15 protein-coding genes are annotated in these 17,573 nt (G+C 61.2%); 5 read left to right on the top strand and 10 right to left on the bottom strand.

The window, feature by feature from the left end; genetic code table 11:
* The first annotated feature begins 35 nt into the window (after positions 1 to 35).
* Positions 36 to 1,265, top strand: a complete 1,230-nt coding sequence (gene gltS, locus SynPROSU1_RS04880; RefSeq protein WP_186571729.1) for a sodium/glutamate symporter — start codon at positions 36 to 38, stop codon at positions 1,263 to 1,265.
* A gap of 590 nt (positions 1,266 to 1,855) precedes the next feature.
* Here gltS and era read toward each other — a convergent pair.
* Positions 1,856 to 2,791, bottom strand: coding sequence for a GTPase Era (gene era, locus SynPROSU1_RS04875; protein ID WP_186571728.1), 936 nt, complete (start codon positions 2,789 to 2,791; stop codon positions 1,856 to 1,858).
* A gap of 62 nt (positions 2,792 to 2,853) precedes the next feature.
* Here era and SynPROSU1_RS04870 point away from each other — a divergent pair, with 62 nt between their 5' ends.
* Positions 2,854 to 3,375, top strand: a complete 522-nt coding sequence (locus SynPROSU1_RS04870) for a hypothetical protein (RefSeq protein WP_186572251.1) — start codon at positions 2,854 to 2,856, stop codon at positions 3,373 to 3,375.
* Positions 3,376 to 3,384: 9 nt separating this feature from the next.
* Here the strand turns inward: SynPROSU1_RS04870 and SynPROSU1_RS04865 are convergent, their stop codons facing one another.
* The 6 genes from SynPROSU1_RS04865 to SynPROSU1_RS04840 all read right to left on the bottom strand — a co-directional run bounded on the left by SynPROSU1_RS04865 (position 3,385) and on the right by SynPROSU1_RS04840 (position 10,737).
* Positions 3,385 to 4,809: a sugar porter family MFS transporter gene (locus tag SynPROSU1_RS04865; protein WP_255444801.1), complete on the bottom strand. Its 1,425-nt coding sequence runs from the start codon at positions 4,807 to 4,809 to the stop codon at positions 3,385 to 3,387.
* 135 nt (positions 4,810 to 4,944) lie between these two features.
* Complete coding sequence (locus SynPROSU1_RS04860; RefSeq protein WP_186572249.1) at positions 4,945 to 5,676, bottom strand: Bax inhibitor-1 family protein; 732 nt, start codon at positions 5,674 to 5,676, stop codon at positions 4,945 to 4,947.
* A gap of 68 nt (positions 5,677 to 5,744) precedes the next feature.
* On the bottom strand, positions 5,745 to 6,740 hold the full coding sequence (locus SynPROSU1_RS04855) for a PhoH family protein (RefSeq protein ID WP_186571727.1): 996 nt from the start codon (positions 6,738 to 6,740) through the stop codon (positions 5,745 to 5,747).
* A gap of 8 nt (positions 6,741 to 6,748) precedes the next feature.
* Positions 6,749 to 7,144, bottom strand: coding sequence for a 30S ribosomal protein S16 (rpsP, locus tag SynPROSU1_RS04850; protein ID WP_186571726.1), 396 nt, complete (start codon positions 7,142 to 7,144; stop codon positions 6,749 to 6,751).
* A gap of 79 nt (positions 7,145 to 7,223) precedes the next feature.
* Positions 7,224 to 8,720: a signal recognition particle protein gene (ffh, locus tag SynPROSU1_RS04845; RefSeq protein WP_186571725.1), complete on the bottom strand. Its 1,497-nt coding sequence runs from the start codon at positions 8,718 to 8,720 to the stop codon at positions 7,224 to 7,226.
* 55 nt (positions 8,721 to 8,775) lie between these two features.
* On the bottom strand, positions 8,776 to 10,737 hold the full coding sequence (locus SynPROSU1_RS04840; protein ID WP_186571724.1) for an ARC6/PARC6 family protein: 1,962 nt from the start codon (positions 10,735 to 10,737) through the stop codon (positions 8,776 to 8,778).
* A gap of 101 nt (positions 10,738 to 10,838) precedes the next feature.
* Between SynPROSU1_RS04840 and pdhA the strand changes: the two genes are divergently transcribed.
* Positions 10,839 to 11,924, top strand: coding sequence for a pyruvate dehydrogenase (acetyl-transferring) E1 component subunit alpha (pdhA, locus tag SynPROSU1_RS04835; RefSeq protein ID WP_186571723.1), 1,086 nt, complete (start codon positions 10,839 to 10,841; stop codon positions 11,922 to 11,924).
* 45 nt (positions 11,925 to 11,969) lie between these two features.
* Here the strand turns inward: pdhA and SynPROSU1_RS04830 are convergent, their stop codons facing one another.
* Together SynPROSU1_RS04830 and SynPROSU1_RS04825 are read right to left on the bottom strand one after the other, a co-directional pair.
* A complete protein-coding gene (locus SynPROSU1_RS04830; protein ID WP_115023736.1) occupies positions 11,970 to 12,911 on the bottom strand; it encodes an RpoD/SigA family RNA polymerase sigma factor in 942 nt (313 codons plus the stop codon).
* Positions 12,912 to 13,085: 174 nt separating this feature from the next.
* The gene (locus SynPROSU1_RS04825; protein ID WP_186571722.1) at positions 13,086 to 14,609 is read right to left on the bottom strand and encodes an NAD(P)H-hydrate dehydratase; all 1,524 of its coding nucleotides are present in this window, start codon (positions 14,607 to 14,609) and stop codon (positions 13,086 to 13,088) included.
* Between the two features lie 51 nt (positions 14,610 to 14,660).
* On the opposite strand from SynPROSU1_RS04825, the gene mnmA reads away from it, so the two are divergent.
* Entirely contained in the window at positions 14,661 to 15,812 is a 1,152-nt protein-coding gene (gene mnmA / locus SynPROSU1_RS04820; RefSeq protein ID WP_186571721.1) for a tRNA 2-thiouridine(34) synthase MnmA, read from the top strand.
* Here mnmA and lnt read toward each other — a convergent pair.
* Positions 15,764 to 17,224, bottom strand: coding sequence for an apolipoprotein N-acyltransferase (lnt, locus tag SynPROSU1_RS04815; protein ID WP_255444800.1), 1,461 nt, complete (start codon positions 17,222 to 17,224; stop codon positions 15,764 to 15,766). The two genes, mnmA and lnt, sit on opposite strands and share 49 nt — an antisense overlap.
* A gap of 8 nt (positions 17,225 to 17,232) precedes the next feature.
* Here lnt and SynPROSU1_RS04810 point away from each other — a divergent pair, with 8 nt between their 5' ends.
* A complete protein-coding gene (locus SynPROSU1_RS04810) occupies positions 17,233 to 17,562 on the top strand; it encodes a phasin family protein (protein ID WP_186571719.1) in 330 nt (109 codons plus the stop codon).
* Positions 17,563 to 17,573 lie beyond the last annotated feature (11 nt).

The following is a 17,573-nucleotide window of genomic DNA, read 5'->3' as shown; positions in this document are numbered from 1 at the left end:
CCATACATTGAAGTTGAAAGGTCGATTCCTTTGCTGTGATTGAACTCTCGCCGCTGGTTTCAACCACCACCGGTTTTCTGGTGTTGTTCGTGGGGAAACGCCTGAACCGCGAACTCCAGGCGTTGCGGACCTATTCGATTCCAGAGCCCGTGTCGGGGGGTCTTCTTGTGGCCATCCTCCTGACCCTGCTGCATGTCATTGGAGGACCTGAACTCAGTTTCAACCTTGATTCGCGGGACTTTCTTCTGGTCTATTTCTTCACCACGGTGGGGATGAACGCCCGTTTCAGCGACCTTCTCCGAGGCGGGCCGGCACTGTTCATTCTTCTGGGCCTAACCATTGGCTACATGACGCTGCAGAACGTCATCGGAGTCACGATGGCGGGTTTGCTGGGGCTGCATCCCGCCACGGGACTGCTCGTGGGAACGGTGTCACTGATTGGTGGACACGGCACAACGATTGCCTGGGCTCCCAGCTTTGTGGACACATTCCAGATTGAAAGTGCCATGGAAATCGGCATTGCGGCGGCCACCTTTGGGCTGGTGCTGGCCAGTGCCAGCGGCGGACCCATCGCCCAATTCCTGATCCATCGTTTCCAGATTCCCTGTCCGACCTCAACGGCTGCAGATCAGCACCAAAGTGACCCAGCCAACAGCGAGAGAGATCAGTTGCCTGGACGAAGGCAGATCAACATGACCTCCTTCCTGGCAGCCCTGTTGGCCATCAACATCTGCATCATCTCCGGCACGGTGCTGAACGGTGGCATTGCTGCCCTCGGCCTGAAGCTGCCGCTGTTTGTGCCCTGCCTACTGGTGGGCATCCTGTATTCAAATCTGCTGCCGTCAGAACGATCTGAACGGGCTGTTTTCCACTGGCCCCTTCAATCGCCGTCGCTCGATCTGATCGGAGAATTGTCCTTGGGCATCTTCCTGGCCATGTCCCTGATGAGCCTGCAGCTTTGGAGCTTGGTCGGCCTTGCCCTGCCTCTATTGGTGATCCTCCTGACCCAGTTCATCGTCGCTCTGGCCGTGAACCTGCTGCTGGTGTTCCGGCTCATGGGACGGACCTATGACGCAGCTGTGATCTGCGCGGGCTTCGGCGGCATCGCCCTGGGGTCCACACCAACCGCGATGGCCAACATGACGGCGGTGACGCAGCAATACGGAGCCTCGACGCGGGCCTTTCTGATCGTTCCCCTGGTGTCTGCCTTTTTCCTGGATCTGGTCAATGCATTCCTGATCCCCGGATTCATCGGCCAGCTCTAGGCGGCTGTTCTGTGGTCCCCCGTGCACCCAAGTTCAGCCAAACCAAGCAGTCCGGTTTACACCGCTAATAAGGCGCCAAAAGCAACAAATCGGGACTCGGCACTTTGGTTCGTTGAATAACGGGACAGAGCACGAAAAGGCTTAACTCGAGCGGCACGGAGATGCCAGCGAAAGGCGGTACGCAAAGAAGAGGCCGCCCAATCCACACGGGGGGATTGGGCGGTTCACCCCTCTCGTCGGGCCTCGCTCTACCCGGCTTTCAGGACCAACGTGCTCCTGACCATCAAATAATGATTTCCAAGCGGCTTTTTTAGAGAACATCGGCGAGTGATATGCGACATCCGCATAAGGCGATATCCGCTTCACTCATGCGAGGGAGTGGGTAGCCAGCAAAAACCAATCATCTGAGGGATGTGGAATCCCATCGCCGCGGGGATGCTGAACTCGGTGGACAAGGTCTGATACCTCAAGACCGCGAGTGGCGGTGCTGGTGTCAGTGCTCTTGCGGGTGCTGGTTGGCTTGGTGCTCTCAGAGCGCAGCAAGAGGCCAGAGGAGTGGTCCCTCCACTGGCGCTGTGTTCTTGTTGCCGCTACTGAGAACCCGTGTAACCAAGCTCGGTTAAACGCGCAGGTTTGCTTCGCCAATCCGGCACCACCTTGACGAACAGCTCCAGATACACCGGGCCATCGATCAGCACCTGCATCTGCAGACGCGCCCCCTGGCCGATCGTCTTCAGCATCGCCCCGCCTTTGCCGATCAGGATTCCTTTCTGACTCTTCCGTTCCACCAGCACCGTGGCCAGCACTGCGGTCCGCCCTCCCCCTTTGCCCTTGGCCGGCAACTCCTCAACGCGATCAATCGTGACGGCAACGCTGTGGGGCACCTCTTCTCGGGTGTGGAGAAGCACCTGCTCACGAATGAGTTCCCCAAGCAGCACCCGCTCCGGTTGATCACTCACCATCTCGGGTGGATAGAGCTGGGGTCCCAAGGGCAACTGAGCCGCCATCGCCGCTGTGAGCTCTTTGCAGCCATCTCCTGACAGGGCGCTGCAGCGGTGCAGCGGCCAGTTGGTCTCCTCCAGAAGGGCGCTGTAGGCCTCCTCCGACTCGGCCTGATGCTCTGCGGCCACCTTGTCCCACTTGTTGAGGGCCACCAAAACCGGCAATGACTGCTGCAGCAGCAGATTCACGATGAAGGCATCGCCCCGGCCAGGGCGCTCGCAACCCTCCAGCAGCAACACCACCAGATCCACCTCACCGATGGCACTGCGAGCACTCTTCACCAGGCGTTCCCCCAGCAAGTGGTGGGGCTTGTGGATGCCAGGGGTGTCCACCAGAACCATCTGAGCCACCTCCGTGGTGAGGATCGCCCGCAGGCGGTTGCGGGTGGTCTGGGCCACAGGGGAGGTGATCGCCACCTTTTCCCCCACCAGCTGATTCACCAGCGTGGATTTGCCCACGTTCGGGCGACCGATCAGTGCGATGAAGCCAGAGCGGTAATCCTCTGGCAGCGGAGTTGGGTGCATGTCCCAAGTCTGCGCCGCCGTTGAATCGCCCAATAGCCTGGGGGAAGGATTTCGAGCGGGCCATGGCGGTTCAGCAGCCCACCTTCCAGCAAGCCATGGAGATCACTGCGGCTTGGCTGCAGCAATGGGACCACGAGGAGATCAGCGATGAGGTGCTCGCCGACCGCATCGGTGAAATGGTGGCCAGCCGCGATGGTGCCCGGGGCTTTTTCGTGGTGAGCCTGGCGGGAGACAGTGTGCTCATGGATCGATTGCCCGACGCCGTTGTCGGCCAACTGCGCAACGCTGGCCATGGAGTGGTTGATCTCAGCGTCCGCAATCTGGCCATGAGCACCGCCATGGCCGTACAGCACCGCCGCTCAGGAGATGCAGCTCAGCAGGCCGGCTCGGAACGGGTCAGTACTCGCTGCATTGAACTGCTCAGGCTGCTGGAACCTGCAGAGGTGAAGGAGCGTCTGGAGCAACTGCTGGCCGCAGCGCTCGACAACCGCGGTGAGGACGTCGCCTTCCTGGAGAAGTGGGGATACGACGCCGAGCAGAAGCAAGCCATCGGAGACAGCGTCTATGCCGTGGCGGAAGGCTGAGCTGAAGCTTCAGGCCATGTCTTCCAATTCCTTGCCACTGGTTTCGCGAACGAAGAACAGCACCAAAAAGAAGGAGATCGCAGCTGCCGTGGCATAGAGCCCATAGGCCAGGGCAGGGCCAGACGCCTCCAACAACGGCGGGAAGGTTCGGGCGATGAACCAGTTCGCGATCCAGTTGACCATCGCGCAAAGTCCCAGAGCGACGGCACGGATGCGGTTGTTGAACATCTCGCCGAGCATCACCCACATCACGGGGCCCCAGGAGAAGCCGAAGGCGAAGACGAATAGGTTTGCGGCCAACAACGCCACAACGGCAGCCATGCCCACGAGCTGGGGGGAGCCGTTGACCACAGCAGCCCCGGCAAAGACCCAGCTCATCGAGCCCAGGGTGAGGGCCATGACCACGGAACCGATCAGGAGCAGAGGTTTGCGACCGATGCGATCAATGAACAGGATCGCCACGAAGGTGGTCACCACGTTGGTGACCGACGTGATCACGGTGACAATCAGACTGTCGGTGGTGCTGAAGCCCACCGCCTGCCAGAGAACACTGGAGTAATAAAAGATGACGTTGATGCCAACAAACTGCTGAAAGATCGCCAGCATCACGCCGGTCCAGACCACCGGTAACAGCAGAGTCCTTGCGTCGAGCAGATCCGTCCAACGTCCGTGATCGGTGTTCTCCAAGCTGTGCTGGATCCTGGCGATCACCTGCTGAGCAGGCTCGTGCAACGTTCGTTCAATCACCAAACGGGCCCGCTCAGGCAAGCCTTTCTGCACGAGGTAGCGCGGACTTTCCGGAATCCCCAGCACCAGCACCCCATAGAGCGTTGCGGGCAACACCTCCGACAACAGCATCCAGCGCCATGCCGCAAGAGGACCCACGACGGTCACAGGATTGCGATCCGGCGTGAACAGCACAACCGCGTAGTCGAACAGCAGGGCCAGAAAGATGCCCACCACGATCGCCAGCTGTTGCAGCGATCCCAGACGGCCGCGCTGATCGGCAGGTGACACCTCGGCGATGTAGGCCGGTGCCAACACGCTGGCGAAACCGACCCCAAGGCCACCGATCACCCGCCAGACAATCAGACCGGTCAGGGTCTGCGCCAACGCGGAGCCGATGGCACTGACCAGGAACAAAGCAGCGGCCACCACCATGCTGTGGCGGCGACCGATCCTGTCGGACAACCAGCCCGCGACCAAGGCACCGATGGCCGAACCGATCAATGCCGATGCCACCGCACGACCCAAGTCTCCGGACGACACCTGAAACACCTCTCCAATGGCACCAACAGCGCCATTGATCACCGCGGTGTCATAACCGAAGAGAAAACCGCCAAGGGCCGCTGAAACAGCGATCTGAAGGATGAAGCGCAGACGCCGCCTTTGCCGCTTCAGCTCGGGAGCAGAGACCTGAGGATCCAAAGTCAACCGGAGGACTGCCCACAATGCAGCGATCCGATGCGTTGCTGTCAGCTGCTCCGCAAGGTATCGAAACCGTATCGCCGGGCACAAAAAAGCCCCGACTTGACCGGGGCGAAGGCTTGTTGGAGTGGGCGACAATGATCAATCGCGACGACCACCGCCGTTGAGCACGATGATCAGGCGCAGGATGAAGATGAACAGGTTGATGTAGGTGAGGTACATGCTCAGGGCACCCGCTAGGTACTGATCATCCCGGTAGGAGCGGGGCATCGTGTAGAAGTCGACGAAGGCGGCGCCTACGAAGAGCACAGTGCCGAAGCCCGCGATCATCAGTTCAAAGCTGGTGCCATGGAACATGGCTGGGGCAAAAATGCCGCCAACGAACTGGACGACCATGGCCAGGATCAGGCCGATCAAGCCGAGACCAACCACGCCGGAAAGCGCCTGACCAACGGAATCGCTCATGCGACGACCAACGATCGACGCAATCACGAAGGTGATGCCGGTGGCCAAGGCGGCTGTGCCGACCGCACCGATACCGGCGACGGCTCCAGCGAAGGCCACGAGACCGCTCAGGGTAAATCCGGTGATCAGGCTGTAGATGGACAACAGCGGCAAGGCTGTGGCGTTGTTCCCCTTCATCGCGACGTTCTGCGCGACGAAGAAGAGAACCAAGTTGCCGATCACGGCCACCCAGAACAGGGGCATGAACAGCGGGGTGGCCATCATCGAAAGACCACCGATCACCCCGATCGAGGTGAGCACCATGCCGCCACCGACATAGGGCAGCGCTTTATTGACAACGTTGGGCCCGACAAGGGCGCTCGATTGCGCCTGACGGATCGCCTCCTGGAAATTGCTGCTTGCTGGCATGTTGACCAGGTCACCAAAGACTCCCCACATCCTGCCAGCGGTGGCAAGGGATTGGAGTGTGGATCTCCCTATCGACGCTGAGGCTTGGCTGTCTTGCGTTCGTCCCGTCGGGCATAGGCCTCGACCACCCGCTGCACCAGTGGGTGACGCACCACATCCGCCGAGGTGAGGCGACAGACAGCCACCCCTTCCACACCATCCAATACATCGGAGGCCTCCACCAAACCGCTCTGCACGGTGGCGGGAAGATCCACCTGGGTGATGTCTCCCGTCACCACCATCCGAGAACGCTCTCCGAGGCGGGTCAGCACCATGCGCATCTGGGCAGGCGTTGTGTTCTGAGCTTCATCCAGGATCACAAAGGCATCGCTGAGGGTGCGGCCCCGCATGTAGGCCAGCGGAGCAACCTCAATCACCCCCTTTTCCAACAGCACGCCGGTTTTCTCCGCACCGAGCAGGGAATGCAAGGCGTCATAGAGCGGACGCAGATAGGGATCCACCTTCTGCTGAAGGTCGCCCGGCAGAAACCCCAGCCGCTCGCCCGCTTCAACAGCGGGCCTGGTGAGAATCAAGCGTTCTACCTTGCGTTCGGTCAGCATCCGAACCGCCAGAACGGTGGCCAGGAATGTCTTTCCTGTGCCGGCAGGGCCGAGCGCAAAGGTGAGATCGTGGCGCTCCATGGCATCCACATATTTCTTCTGTCGCAGGGTGCGTGGGCGCAGCAGATTGCCCTTTTGGCTCTTTGCCAACACCTGCTCCCCCATGGCGGCGTGGTCATCGCCGCGGCCGGTGTTGAGCGCGCCAAGAGCCGACTGAAGATCCACCGGAGAGACCGACTGACCCTCCTGCCAGATCGGGCGCACCAGCTCAACGACCGCAGCCGCCCGTTCGATCTGCGTCGGCCGCCCGCTGATCACCAATTGAAGACCCCGCAACACCATGGAGGCTCCTGTCAGAGCTTCGAGGCGATGCAGGGTTGTTTCTGCTTCACCGGCCAAGGCCAATGCAGCATCGGGATCAGGCAGGTCGAGAACGAAACGGCCGCGTTCGCCGTCGTCAGACACCGGAATGATCAGCCCTCGGTGGATTCGGATTCAGCGGAATCGGAAGCAGCAGCTTCAGCAGCTTTCTCTTCAGCGGCAGCGGCCTTGGCTTCAGCAGCTTCCTTAGCATCAGCCTCTCGCTTGGCCGCTTGCTTGACCTTGCCGACGGTTTCTGCAGGACGCACAGTCTTTTCAAGCAGACCGCCACGCTCAAGCAGGGTGCGCACCACATCTGTGGGCTGGGCGCCCTGACCCAGACGCTCACGGATGGCCTCGGTGTCGAGTCGCGTTTCCTTCGTCCGGGGGTTGTAGAAGCCCAGCTCCTGCAGGGGACGACCGTCACGACGTGAGGTGCTGTTGCAGGCCACGAGGCGGAAGCTCGCTTCCCGCTTCTTGCCAAACCGCTTCAGGCGGAGCTTGATCATCGTGGCCCTGGAGTGAAGGAAAAGTGGAGGTCCGGCGGCGCCAAAACGCCTGCCAAACAACCACCATACCGTTCCGCCTTCACAGATCCCCGAAGCCCTTCTTCTTCTTGGCCGGTCGCTGCCGTTTCGGTGGACCACCACGACCGGGGCGACCACCGCCACCCGGCATTCCACCCATGCCGGGCATTCCTGGCATCCCGCCCATCCCCGGCATTCCACCCATGCCGGGCATTCCTGGCATCCCGCCCATCCCTGGCATTCCGCCCATGCCAGGCATGTTGCCCTGGCTCATCTGCTGCATGAAGCCGCGCATTTTCTGAAAGTCGGCCAGCACCTTGTCCACATCAGCAGCCTGATGGCCGCTGCCGCTGGCGATCCGGCGACGTCTTGAAGGTTGACTCGCAAGCAGGTCGGGGTTTTCACGCTCCTGCTGGGTCATCGAGCCGATCATGGCCTCGATGCGCTTGAGCTGCTGCTCCCCCTGCTTGAGCATGCCGTCATCGATCTTGTTCATGCCCGGGATCATTTTCATCAGCCCCCCAAGCGAGCCCATGCGCTTGATCAAGCGCATCTGCTTCACGAAGTCCGAGAAGTCAAACGTCGCCTCCTGCAGCTTCTTCTGCATCTTTTCGACGTCGGCGAGTTCGACCTCCTTCTGGGCCTTCTCCACCAGCGTCAGCACATCCCCCATGCCGAGGATGCGACTGGCCATCCGTTCGGGATGGAACGGCTGCAGCGCCTCAACCTTCTCGCCGGTGCCGATGAACTTGATCGGCTGACCGCTCACCTTGCGGATCGAAAGGGCGGCACCGCCGCGGGAATCACCATCGAGTTTGGTGAGCACCGCTCCGGTGATGCCCACCTGATCGTGGAAGGCACGGGTGAGTTCGGCAGCCTCCTGGCCGATCATCGAATCCACCACCAGCAGCACCTCATCGGGCTGCACGGCGGAACGAATCCGCACCATCTCCTCCATCATCTCGGTGTCGATCTGGAGACGGCCGGCGGTGTCCACCAGCAGGGTGTCGAACCCCTCCTGCTTCGCTTTGGCTAAGCCAGCTGCTGCGATGTCCTCCGGCTTGGCTTCAGCCCCGAGACTGAACACCTCCACATCAATCTGAGCACCCAACGTCTTGAGCTGCTCGATCGCCGCTGGTCGATAAACGTCAGCTCCCACCATCAAGGCTCGACGTCCCTGGTCCTTGAGGTGCAGACCAAGTTTGGCCGTGGCAGTGGTCTTACCCGCACCCTGAAGACCGGCCATCAGGACGACGGTGGGAGCCTCGGCAGCCTTGGCCAGAGGCGCGTTATCGCCCCCCATGACCTCCACCAGCTGCTCATGGACCACCTGGATGAACTTCTGATCCGGGCTGACCCCACGCACCACCTCAGCGCCGACGGCTTTGTCGCGGACCTCAGCAACGAAGTCCTTGACCACCGGCAGGCTCACATCCGCTTCAAGCAACGCCCGACGAACGTCCTTCAGCGCCCCATCGACGTTGGTCTCGCTGATCGAATCCTGGCCTCTCAGCCCTTTGACCGCGTCTTCAAAACGGGCTGACAGCTCGTCGAACATCGGCGCTACGCCCTTCCTTCAGTGCAGTGATCGTAAAAAGGCGTTGATCCAGAGATCAGGAACCAGGGATATAGGCATGCAGACGCCATTGCTTGCCATCTCTCCCGAGGACATAGGTCACGCTGAAGTCACTCGGTGCTGTCTCGTCGATGACAGCACCATCAGCACCCTGGAGGCGATCGCTGTAGGCCACCTGGGCCCGCAGTTCAATTCTCAAGGGTTTCCGGTCCACCACGTCGATGCTCGTGATTGAGGCATCAATCAACTTCAACCGCCCTGCAGCCTCGTCAGTTGTCCGCTCACGCTCCACGCGCTTCACAAGAGGATCCCTGGCCACAATCGAAAGGTCCGCCGGCTGACCGGACAAAGCCAGAGCTTTGGCATCGAGCCATCCCTGAACCAAAGCCTGCAGCTCCGCTTCGGTGGGCGCATCACTAACAAGCGGCTCAGAGGGAGCAGAAGGCCGAAGATCCGGCTTCAGGCTCGCTACGGGCTCCTCGGTCAGCGGCGGTGGAGGAGCGTCGAGCTCCACGGCCGCTTCCACTTCAGCCTCAGGACTCTCCGAAGCCGTTTCCGTCATCAGTGGCGCCTGATCCAAGTTGCGTCGGACCAGGGCGAGACCCCCCAGAGCGATGCCGACCACAACAAGACCCCCCGCAGCCGGACGAATCCATCTTTGCCTCCAAAACGATGGCGGAGACTCCGCTGCATCGGAATCGGTCTCAGGATCAGCCTCATTCATTTCGAATGAAGAATCCAGGGACGCAGCTGCCGCTGCGGACCAGGCCAGGGGCATGTCTTCAACATCGGGCTGACGCGAAGCCTTGCGATCCAGACGATCGACGTAACTCTGCACATCACGATCCGCAAACCACGCATCCAGATCAGCCACCGAGGCGTCGACATCGCGATAGCCGGGCAACACATCGCGCTCAAGCCATGCGCGGCAGTATTCACATTGCGCAGCAAGCCGATCACCGGGATGGTTCAAGAACCAGGCCTGCAGTTCCGCATCTCGCAGAACGGCGAAATGCCGCTCCGCATCCTTGACGTTGCCCAACAGCAGATCCAGGCAGCCCAGCAGCGGCATGGGGTCGAGGTCAGCATTGGCGAGCGTCTGCATCCGATCGCGCGCCTGCTCCAGGAATTCGGGCTTACGGCGTGAGAAGCCTGCGGCGGTCAATGCCAGAACCGTGAGGAAACCAGCGTCATCAGTCCCACCCTCAAACCAGCGACCGAATAGATCGATCTGCTCCTGCACCGTCAAAAAGCGACGGATCTGGTGGAAGAACGATTCGAAATCGGCCTGACTGAGGCTTCCTGGGTGATCGCCCTCATCAGTGACGGCCTCTAAACCACCACGGGCCACGACCAACTCATCGAGAAGCGTCAAACCCCGTTGGTGAGAGTCCTGATCCCCAAGATCACGGCTGAGCAGATCCAGAATCCGAAATGGAGTGAGCGCCTGCAAGGCCTCCTCCAGCAAGTGCTGCTGATCGGGCAGCTTGCCCATCCGCTGTTGCAGCTGGATTCCATCCATCAAAAGTTGGGCGGCCGACTCGTAGCGACGTTGCTCCTCCTCCTCCAACGCCGCGTCGCGACAGGCCAGAGCGGCAAGGAGAGTCAGATCAGCTTCACGGCCACTTCCAAGGGCCGGTGCCTGAGGAGGCTGGAGGCCCTGACGTGCCAACTGAAAAGCCTCAACAGCTCCATGGGCCTCCCATAGCAAAATCAGCCCTGCCACCTCACTGCTGGTGGGGAGATCCAACCCCACCGTGCCGTTGGGATGGGATTCACTGAGGCGCAGCAAAGCCGCTTCGTAGTCGGCCCTGTCGGTGGGGTCGGACAGCAGGTCGGCGGATCGACGCAACAAGTCGGCCCGCTGCAGCAGCGCTTCGTGGGTGAATCCCTGGTCTGGTGGACTGTCACAACGGGTTTGCAACCGGCGCAGAATCGCTTCTGGCTCTGCCGATGGACTGACGCCCAGAAGTCGGAAATGATCAATGGGCAGATCCAACAGCAAGGCTGCGAGGAGACGCGGATCTTAGTCAGTGTCAGGGGTTTTGCCCATCGCTCATCGGCTGGCCCTTAAAGTTGACTCCAAACCATTAGGTGGACATGGGTCAGGACCTCGCTGTCGATTCCGCTCCGATTGGCACTGCGACTGCTGGTCCCCACGCCGAACGGCTCTCAAAACTGGTCACAGCACAACGGGCCAGCGTTGACCGGGACACCGGTCTTGACCTCTACCGGGACATGACCCTGGGCAGGCGCTTCGAGGACAAATGTGCCGAGATGTACTACCGGGGCAAGATGTTTGGCTTCGTTCATCTGTACAACGGTCAAGAAGCTGTCAGCACCGGTGTGATCGGTGCCATGAAGCGTCAGCACGACTGGTTCTGCAGCACCTACCGCGATCACGTGCATGCCTTAAGCGCCGGCGTACCCGCCCGCGAGGTCATGAGCGAACTCTTCGGCAAGGAGACCGGTTGCAGCAAGGGTCGTGGCGGTTCGATGCACCTTTTTTCCAAAGAGCATCACCTGCTTGGTGGCTTTGCCTTCATCGCGGAAGGCATTCCCGTGGCTCTCGGGTCTGCCTTCACCAGCCGCTACAAGCGTGATGCCCTCGGTGATGCCTCCAGCAACGCCGTAACAGCTGCCTTCTTTGGCGACGGAACCTGCAATAACGGTCAGTTTTTCGAATGCATGAACATGGCGCAGCTGTGGAAGCTGCCGATCATTTTCGTGGTCGAAAACAACAAGTGGGCTATCGGAATGGCGCACGACAGAGCCACCAGTGACCCTGAGATCTGGCGCAAGGCCAGTTCCTTCGGAATGGCCGGCGAAGAAGTGGATGGAATGGACGTTCTGGCGGTGCGGGCAGCAGCCCAACGGGCCGTGGAACGAGCCAGGGCCGGCGAAGGTCCGACCCTGTTGGAATGCCTCACCTATCGCTTCCGTGGCCACTCCCTCGCTGATCCAGACGAACTCCGCGCGGAGGAAGAAAAGCAGTTCTGGGCCAAGCGTGACCCCCTCAAAGCCCTGGAACGGGATCTGACAGACGCAGGCCTGGTGAACAGCGATGAACTGCGCGCGATCGAGAAGGACATCGACGGCATCGTTCAGGACTGTGTTGACTTCGCCCTGTCTGCTCCGGAGCCCGACCCATCGGAACTCACGCGCTACATCTGGGCTGAAGACTGATTCAGCTGAACTGGTTGAGTTTTAAGGAGCCGGCTCAAGGCCGGCTCAGATGCCGCTCGGAAGACGACGGGTGAGGTTGCGCAGTTTCCGCAATGCCTTGAGCTCAACCTGACGGACACGCTCCCTGGACACTTCCATGAGACGTCCGATTTCGGCGAGGGTGTGACGTTCATTGCCCTCAAGCCCGAAGCGCATGCGCAGAACATGCTGCTCCTGTTCACTCAGGTGACTCAGCCATCGGCCCAGCTGTTCGTGATGAATCCTTTGCTCAACGATGTCGAGAGGTTCATCGAGGGATGAATCAGCAATCAAATCACCAAGGAAGCTGCGACCCTCCTCTCCGTTAACAGGAGCATCAAGACTGCTGGTCGTCAGGGCCTGGCGCAGCAGCGAATCCAGCTCATCCAAGGGAATATCCATGGCTTCAGCGATCTCCACACGGCTGGGCATAGCGCCGAGTTTGTGGGCGAGATCGAGACTGACCTTGCGAATGGTGGTGAGCCGCTCACTGAGGTGAACCGGCAGACGAATCGTGCGCGACTGGCAGGCAATGGCGCGGGTCATGCTCTGGCGGATCCACCAGAAGGCATAGGTGGAGAACTTGTAGCCCCGGGTGGGATCAAATTTCTCAACAGCACGCTCAAGCCCGAGGGAGCCCTCCTGAATCAGGTCGAGCAACTCGAGACCCTTGCCCTGATATTTCTTGGCAACACTGACAACTAAACGAAGGTTGGCCTTCATCATCCGCTCTTTGGCGCGCCGACCGATCCTCAGGAGACGACGCTGCGCCGTAGTGAGTTCTCCATCCGCAAACTCGCGGGAGCCGTCTTCTGTCAGGGCCATCATGGCTTGCACCTGATTGCCCAGCTCGATTTCCTCAGCTGGTGTGAGAAGAGGGATTCTGCCAATGGTGGCGAGGTACCAGCTGACAGGGTCGCTGCTGCGCCGACGTTGAGTCTCCAGCGGCTTGGATGCGGTGGACACCATGGGTGCTGCGGAAGTGAGATGACTTTCGTACGAACAGAAAGAATGTCGATGTGTTTTCAGCAACCCTTCAGATTCAGAACAGCAAATCGAAACATTTCAGATTTGCGAAAGATTTAAAATCAGCAAAAGCTCTGTGGACAGAAGCAAGCCGAGTGAACAAAAAGAGTCATTTGTTCAGACTTTGTTGAACATCGTTGTTTGCTTTTTCTGACACCGCGCTGCAAGGATTTTCAAACAATCCGCAATCGCCGAAGCATCACTTGATTGAGCACGACGTGCCGCCAAACCATGCAAAGCCGTGCTGGCAACAAAGCTTTCAAGCCCTGGCTGCTGGTGTGCCGCGACGGCCTGGGCGCCCCAACCAGTCACAAAACCGGCCAGCAGGTCGCCTAGTCCAGTGCGAGCAACCCAAGGAGACGTGCCTGTCAGCACAACTGCCGCACCCGATGAATCCGCCAGAACCGAATGCGCACCCTTCAGCAAAATGCAACAACCGCTGCAGCGTGCTGCTGCGATCACCCTCTCAAGCGCATCGCCCTCGCCACAATCAGGAAACAAACGCGCGAACTCAGCGGCATGGGGTGTCAGCCAGGTTGGGCCCTGACGCTGCAACAACCAACGCCACCCCTCCGGACTGGACGCCAGGGCATTGATCCCATCTGCATCGAGCACCAGCAAACCAGCGACGGTGCGCAGTTGCTCCGACCACTGGTTCCACCACCGGGAGGGGTTACCAAGCCCGGGACCGACCAACACCGCATCCAGCCGGTCTGGAATCACCCCCTCCTCCAGTTGCATCACCTCCGGCAACACCTGCCACAAATTCGATTGAAGACAGGGCGGCACAACGGCCTGAACGCAGCCACAGCCACTGGCCATGGCCCCCCGCAGCGCGAGATGTGCTGCGCCGGGGTAGCGATCACTGCCCGCCACCACCAGAGAGCGGCCCCGTTCGTACTTCATCGCTGTGGGCGGCAGCGCTGGTAACGGGGCCGTACAGGCCTCTCCAACCGGCAGACGGCGCGGCAAGACCGCAGCGGCGTTGCCCATCACCGCAGGCGGCAACCCCAGATCAATCCGCACCAACGCCCCAACCCAAGGACGGGCTGGGTCCAGACACAACCCGCGCTTCATCCAGCCAACGCTGAGGGTGGCCGAAGCACAAGCAGCCTGCTCCCCCAACACAGTTCCGTGGTCCGAACAAAGACCTGACGGCACATCCAGGCTGATCAGCGCACCAGGCTGCAACTGCTGTCGGCGCCGGAACAGATCCTCGAAGGACTCAGGCAGAGCCCTGCTCTGCCCGAGCCCGAAGATCGCGTCCAGCCACAGCGCTGCGTCGGCTGGATCCGGGTCTTGACGCAGGCGCCGCAGACCGAGCCACTCCCCATGGCGCAGATGGTCAGCGGTGAGTTGCTTGCGAATGGCAAGGGGACACCACAGCGAAACCTCAATGCCAGCCAAATGCAACTCCCTCGCCACCACCAGGCCATCGCCACCGTTGTGGCCCGGCCCGACCAAGACCACCACTCCATTTCTCAGCAGGTCGCTGCGCGCCAGGAGCCAAGACGCCATCGCAAGCCCCACCTTCTCCATCAAGGCGGCGACGGGCATTCCGCTGTCGAACAGGCTCTGTTCCAGACCCCGCATGGACGAGGCATCCACGAGCAGATGATCGGAATCAGCGGGAGGCCACACCACTCGCAGGTTGCCGGGACCTCACTATGGAGAGAACTCCCTGCGCCGCCCATGGCCATCGGATCCACCACAACCCGCGCTGGTGAGGCCGCTCTTGAGCGTCTTAGGCAATGGCCTGGAGAGCATCGCGTGGCCGTTGGTCTCTCCGGCGGTGTCGACAGTTCCCTAACAGCGGCGCTGCTGGTGGAAGCGGGTTGGCAGGTGGAAGGCCTGACCCTTTGGCTGATGAGCGGGAAAGGAGCCTGTTGCGCTGAAGGACTGGTGGATGCGGCCGGCATCTGTGAACAGCTGGGCATTCCCCACCACGTGGTGGACACGCGGGAGACGTTCCAACAGGAGATCGTCCAACGACTGGTGAACGGCTACCGCGATGGGATCACGCCACTGCCCTGCTCCCAATGCAATCGGTCGGTGAAATTTGGACCGATGCTCAATTGGGCCCTCCAAGAGCGGAACCTGCCCCGCATCGCGACCGGCCACTACGCCCGGATCCGTCATGGGGGCGATCAACAGCGTCATCAGTTGCTGCGGGGCCTCGACGGTCGCAAGGACCAGAGCTATTTCCTCTACGACCTTCCCCAGGAGGTCTTGGGACGCATCGTCTTTCCTTTGGGGGAACTAACAAAGCCCGACACGCGGCTCGAAGCTGCCCGACACGGTCTGCGTACTGCAGAGAAACCAGAAAGCCAGGATCTCTGCCTGGCGGACCACCACGGATCCATGCGGGCGTTCCTGGATGCCTATCTGCCACCCCGCCAAGGGGAGATCGTGCTGGGCGATGGAACCGTTGTGGGCGAGCACGACGGCATCGAACACTTCACCATTGGTCAGCGCAAGGGACTGGGTGTGGCCTGGCGAGAGCCGCTTCACGTCATCCGCCTTGACGCTGCGATGAATCGGGTGGTCGTCGCTCCTCGCGCCGAAGCGGGCCGAGACAGCTGCGTGGTGGGCGCGGTGAACTGGGTCTCAATCGACCCCATCCAGGCCCCACAAAACATTGAGGTTCAGGTGCGTTATCGCAGTGCACCGGTGCATGCAGAGCTGGTCCCCCTGGAGGCCACCGAGGCAGATCAGCAACGGGAGCGGCCCCACCGCTGCCGTTTGACCTTTGAAGAGGAGCAGTTCTCCATCACCCCAGGACAAGCTGCGGTCTTCTACGACGGTGAAGTCGTGCTCGGTGGAGGGCTGATCCAACGGGAGTAAGGCGTGGTGCGCTGACGAACCTGAATGACGGTCTGCGCCACGCCGGGGGCCTCAGGTGGAAGCAACCATTCCACCCTTCCATCAGCCGAAATCAGCGCACTCGGCCCCGTGTTGCCAACGCTGAGCAAATCGCGTCCGCTCTCGATCGCCCTTAACTGCGCCAGAGCCAGGAACTGCTTCTGCAACTGACGGGGATAAGGGTCGAGGTTGGCAATCGCGAGGAGCCAGGTCGCGCCATTTGCAGCGGCGCGTGCCAGTGCCAGGCCATCAGCAATCTCATAACAAATGGCCACAGCAGCCTGGGGCTCAACCACGGCCATCGTGCGGGGAGCCGGGCCAGGGGCCAAGCCACCCACCGCAGACAATCCCGCCGTCAGGCCGGCAGGCAGCGGGGGCATCCATTCCCCGATCGGCACCAAACGATGCTTATCAGCCAGGGGAACGGGAAACCGGTCCGGCGGCTCGTACAGCAACAGAGAACTGCGTTGCTGACCTCGCACCCAACGAAATCCTCCACTGATCAGGGGAATGTCTGGAGCCTCCGGCGGCACCAGAAAATTCGCAGGCAGAGCCCCTTCCGGAGCCACCACAGCGACAACGTCGTTCTTCTCCAGCTGACGCATCGCATCCACCAGCCGCGTGGGCAAGGCTTGTTGACGCTCCAGATTGAATTTTTCTCGTGTCGGAACAGCGGGCTGCCAGACCCCCATTGCGACGGACCCGAACGACGGCGGCGGCGCCCACAACAGCAGGCTCCCCAACCCATGGGCCAGCAGCACGCTGGCCAATCCGATCAGACCCCAGCGTCGCCAAGCCGCGGGCTGCTCGAACAGCGCCAGCAGGCAACAGCCCCACCACAACTGCAGCAACGTCAACCCTCCGGAGCCGAACCAGCGGGCCACCCCCGCCAAGGGGCGGTCCCAGGGCAGGGTGGTGCCGCCGACGCCGATCCAGAACAGCGGTGACCCCGACAGCACCAGCTCAGCCAGGGCCCAGAGCCCAGCCAGCAGCATCAGCCGCAAAAACCACGGCCAGTGGCGAGGTAATAGTCGCGCCAGAACAGACCAGCCGGCGACGAGCAGAGCGGCAAGGATGCCGCAGGCCAGCCAGAGGGACAGCGCCACAGGCAGGCTGAGCCAGGCGGGAACTCCCATCCAGGTGAGCGGATGCAGGGCCAGCAACCAGCCGTGGCTGATCAAAACGGCCAGCAGGGCCCAGACAGCAGCCCAACGGGGGCGCTCAGCCACGGACCAGAGCAAGGCCAGAGAGGGAACCATCAGCAGCGGCCCGCCCAGGGATGGAGCCACTCCGGCCAGAACGCCGCCGAACAGAGCGCGCCATCCGGCCTGCAGTTGGTGATTGCCCATGGTCAGCAGTCCCCGCCGGGGGCATCCTGGATCGGACCCGCCCACCTGTCGCCATGGATCCCGCGAATCCTCTTCAGCAGTTGCTGCTCCGCGGCCTGGGGACAACCACCCTCGTCGCCGATCGTCTGCGCGGCGTCTCCCAGAATTGGGTCAGCAGTGGCCGGCTTGATCCGAATGAAGCCTCCGCCCTCGTGGATGACGTGCTCAAGGCACTTCGGGGTGAAACGCCCGAACTGGAGCAGCAGATGGGGCGCAACCTGGAAAGAAATCGCGACAACCTGCTCCAAGATTTTGGCGTTCCCAGTCAGAAAGAAGTGGATGAACTGCGAGGACGCATTGATCGACTCGAGCAGCAGCTGCGGCAGATGAACCGGCCTGAGTGAACGCCAGCGAA

The sequence above is a fragment of the Synechococcus sp. PROS-U-1 genome, from assembly GCF_014279755.1.
Taxonomy (GTDB): domain Bacteria; phylum Cyanobacteriota; class Cyanobacteriia; order PCC-6307; family Cyanobiaceae; genus Parasynechococcus.
Note: the sequence above shows the minus strand (reverse complement) of the source record. Positions and strands in the feature narration are given on the sequence as shown.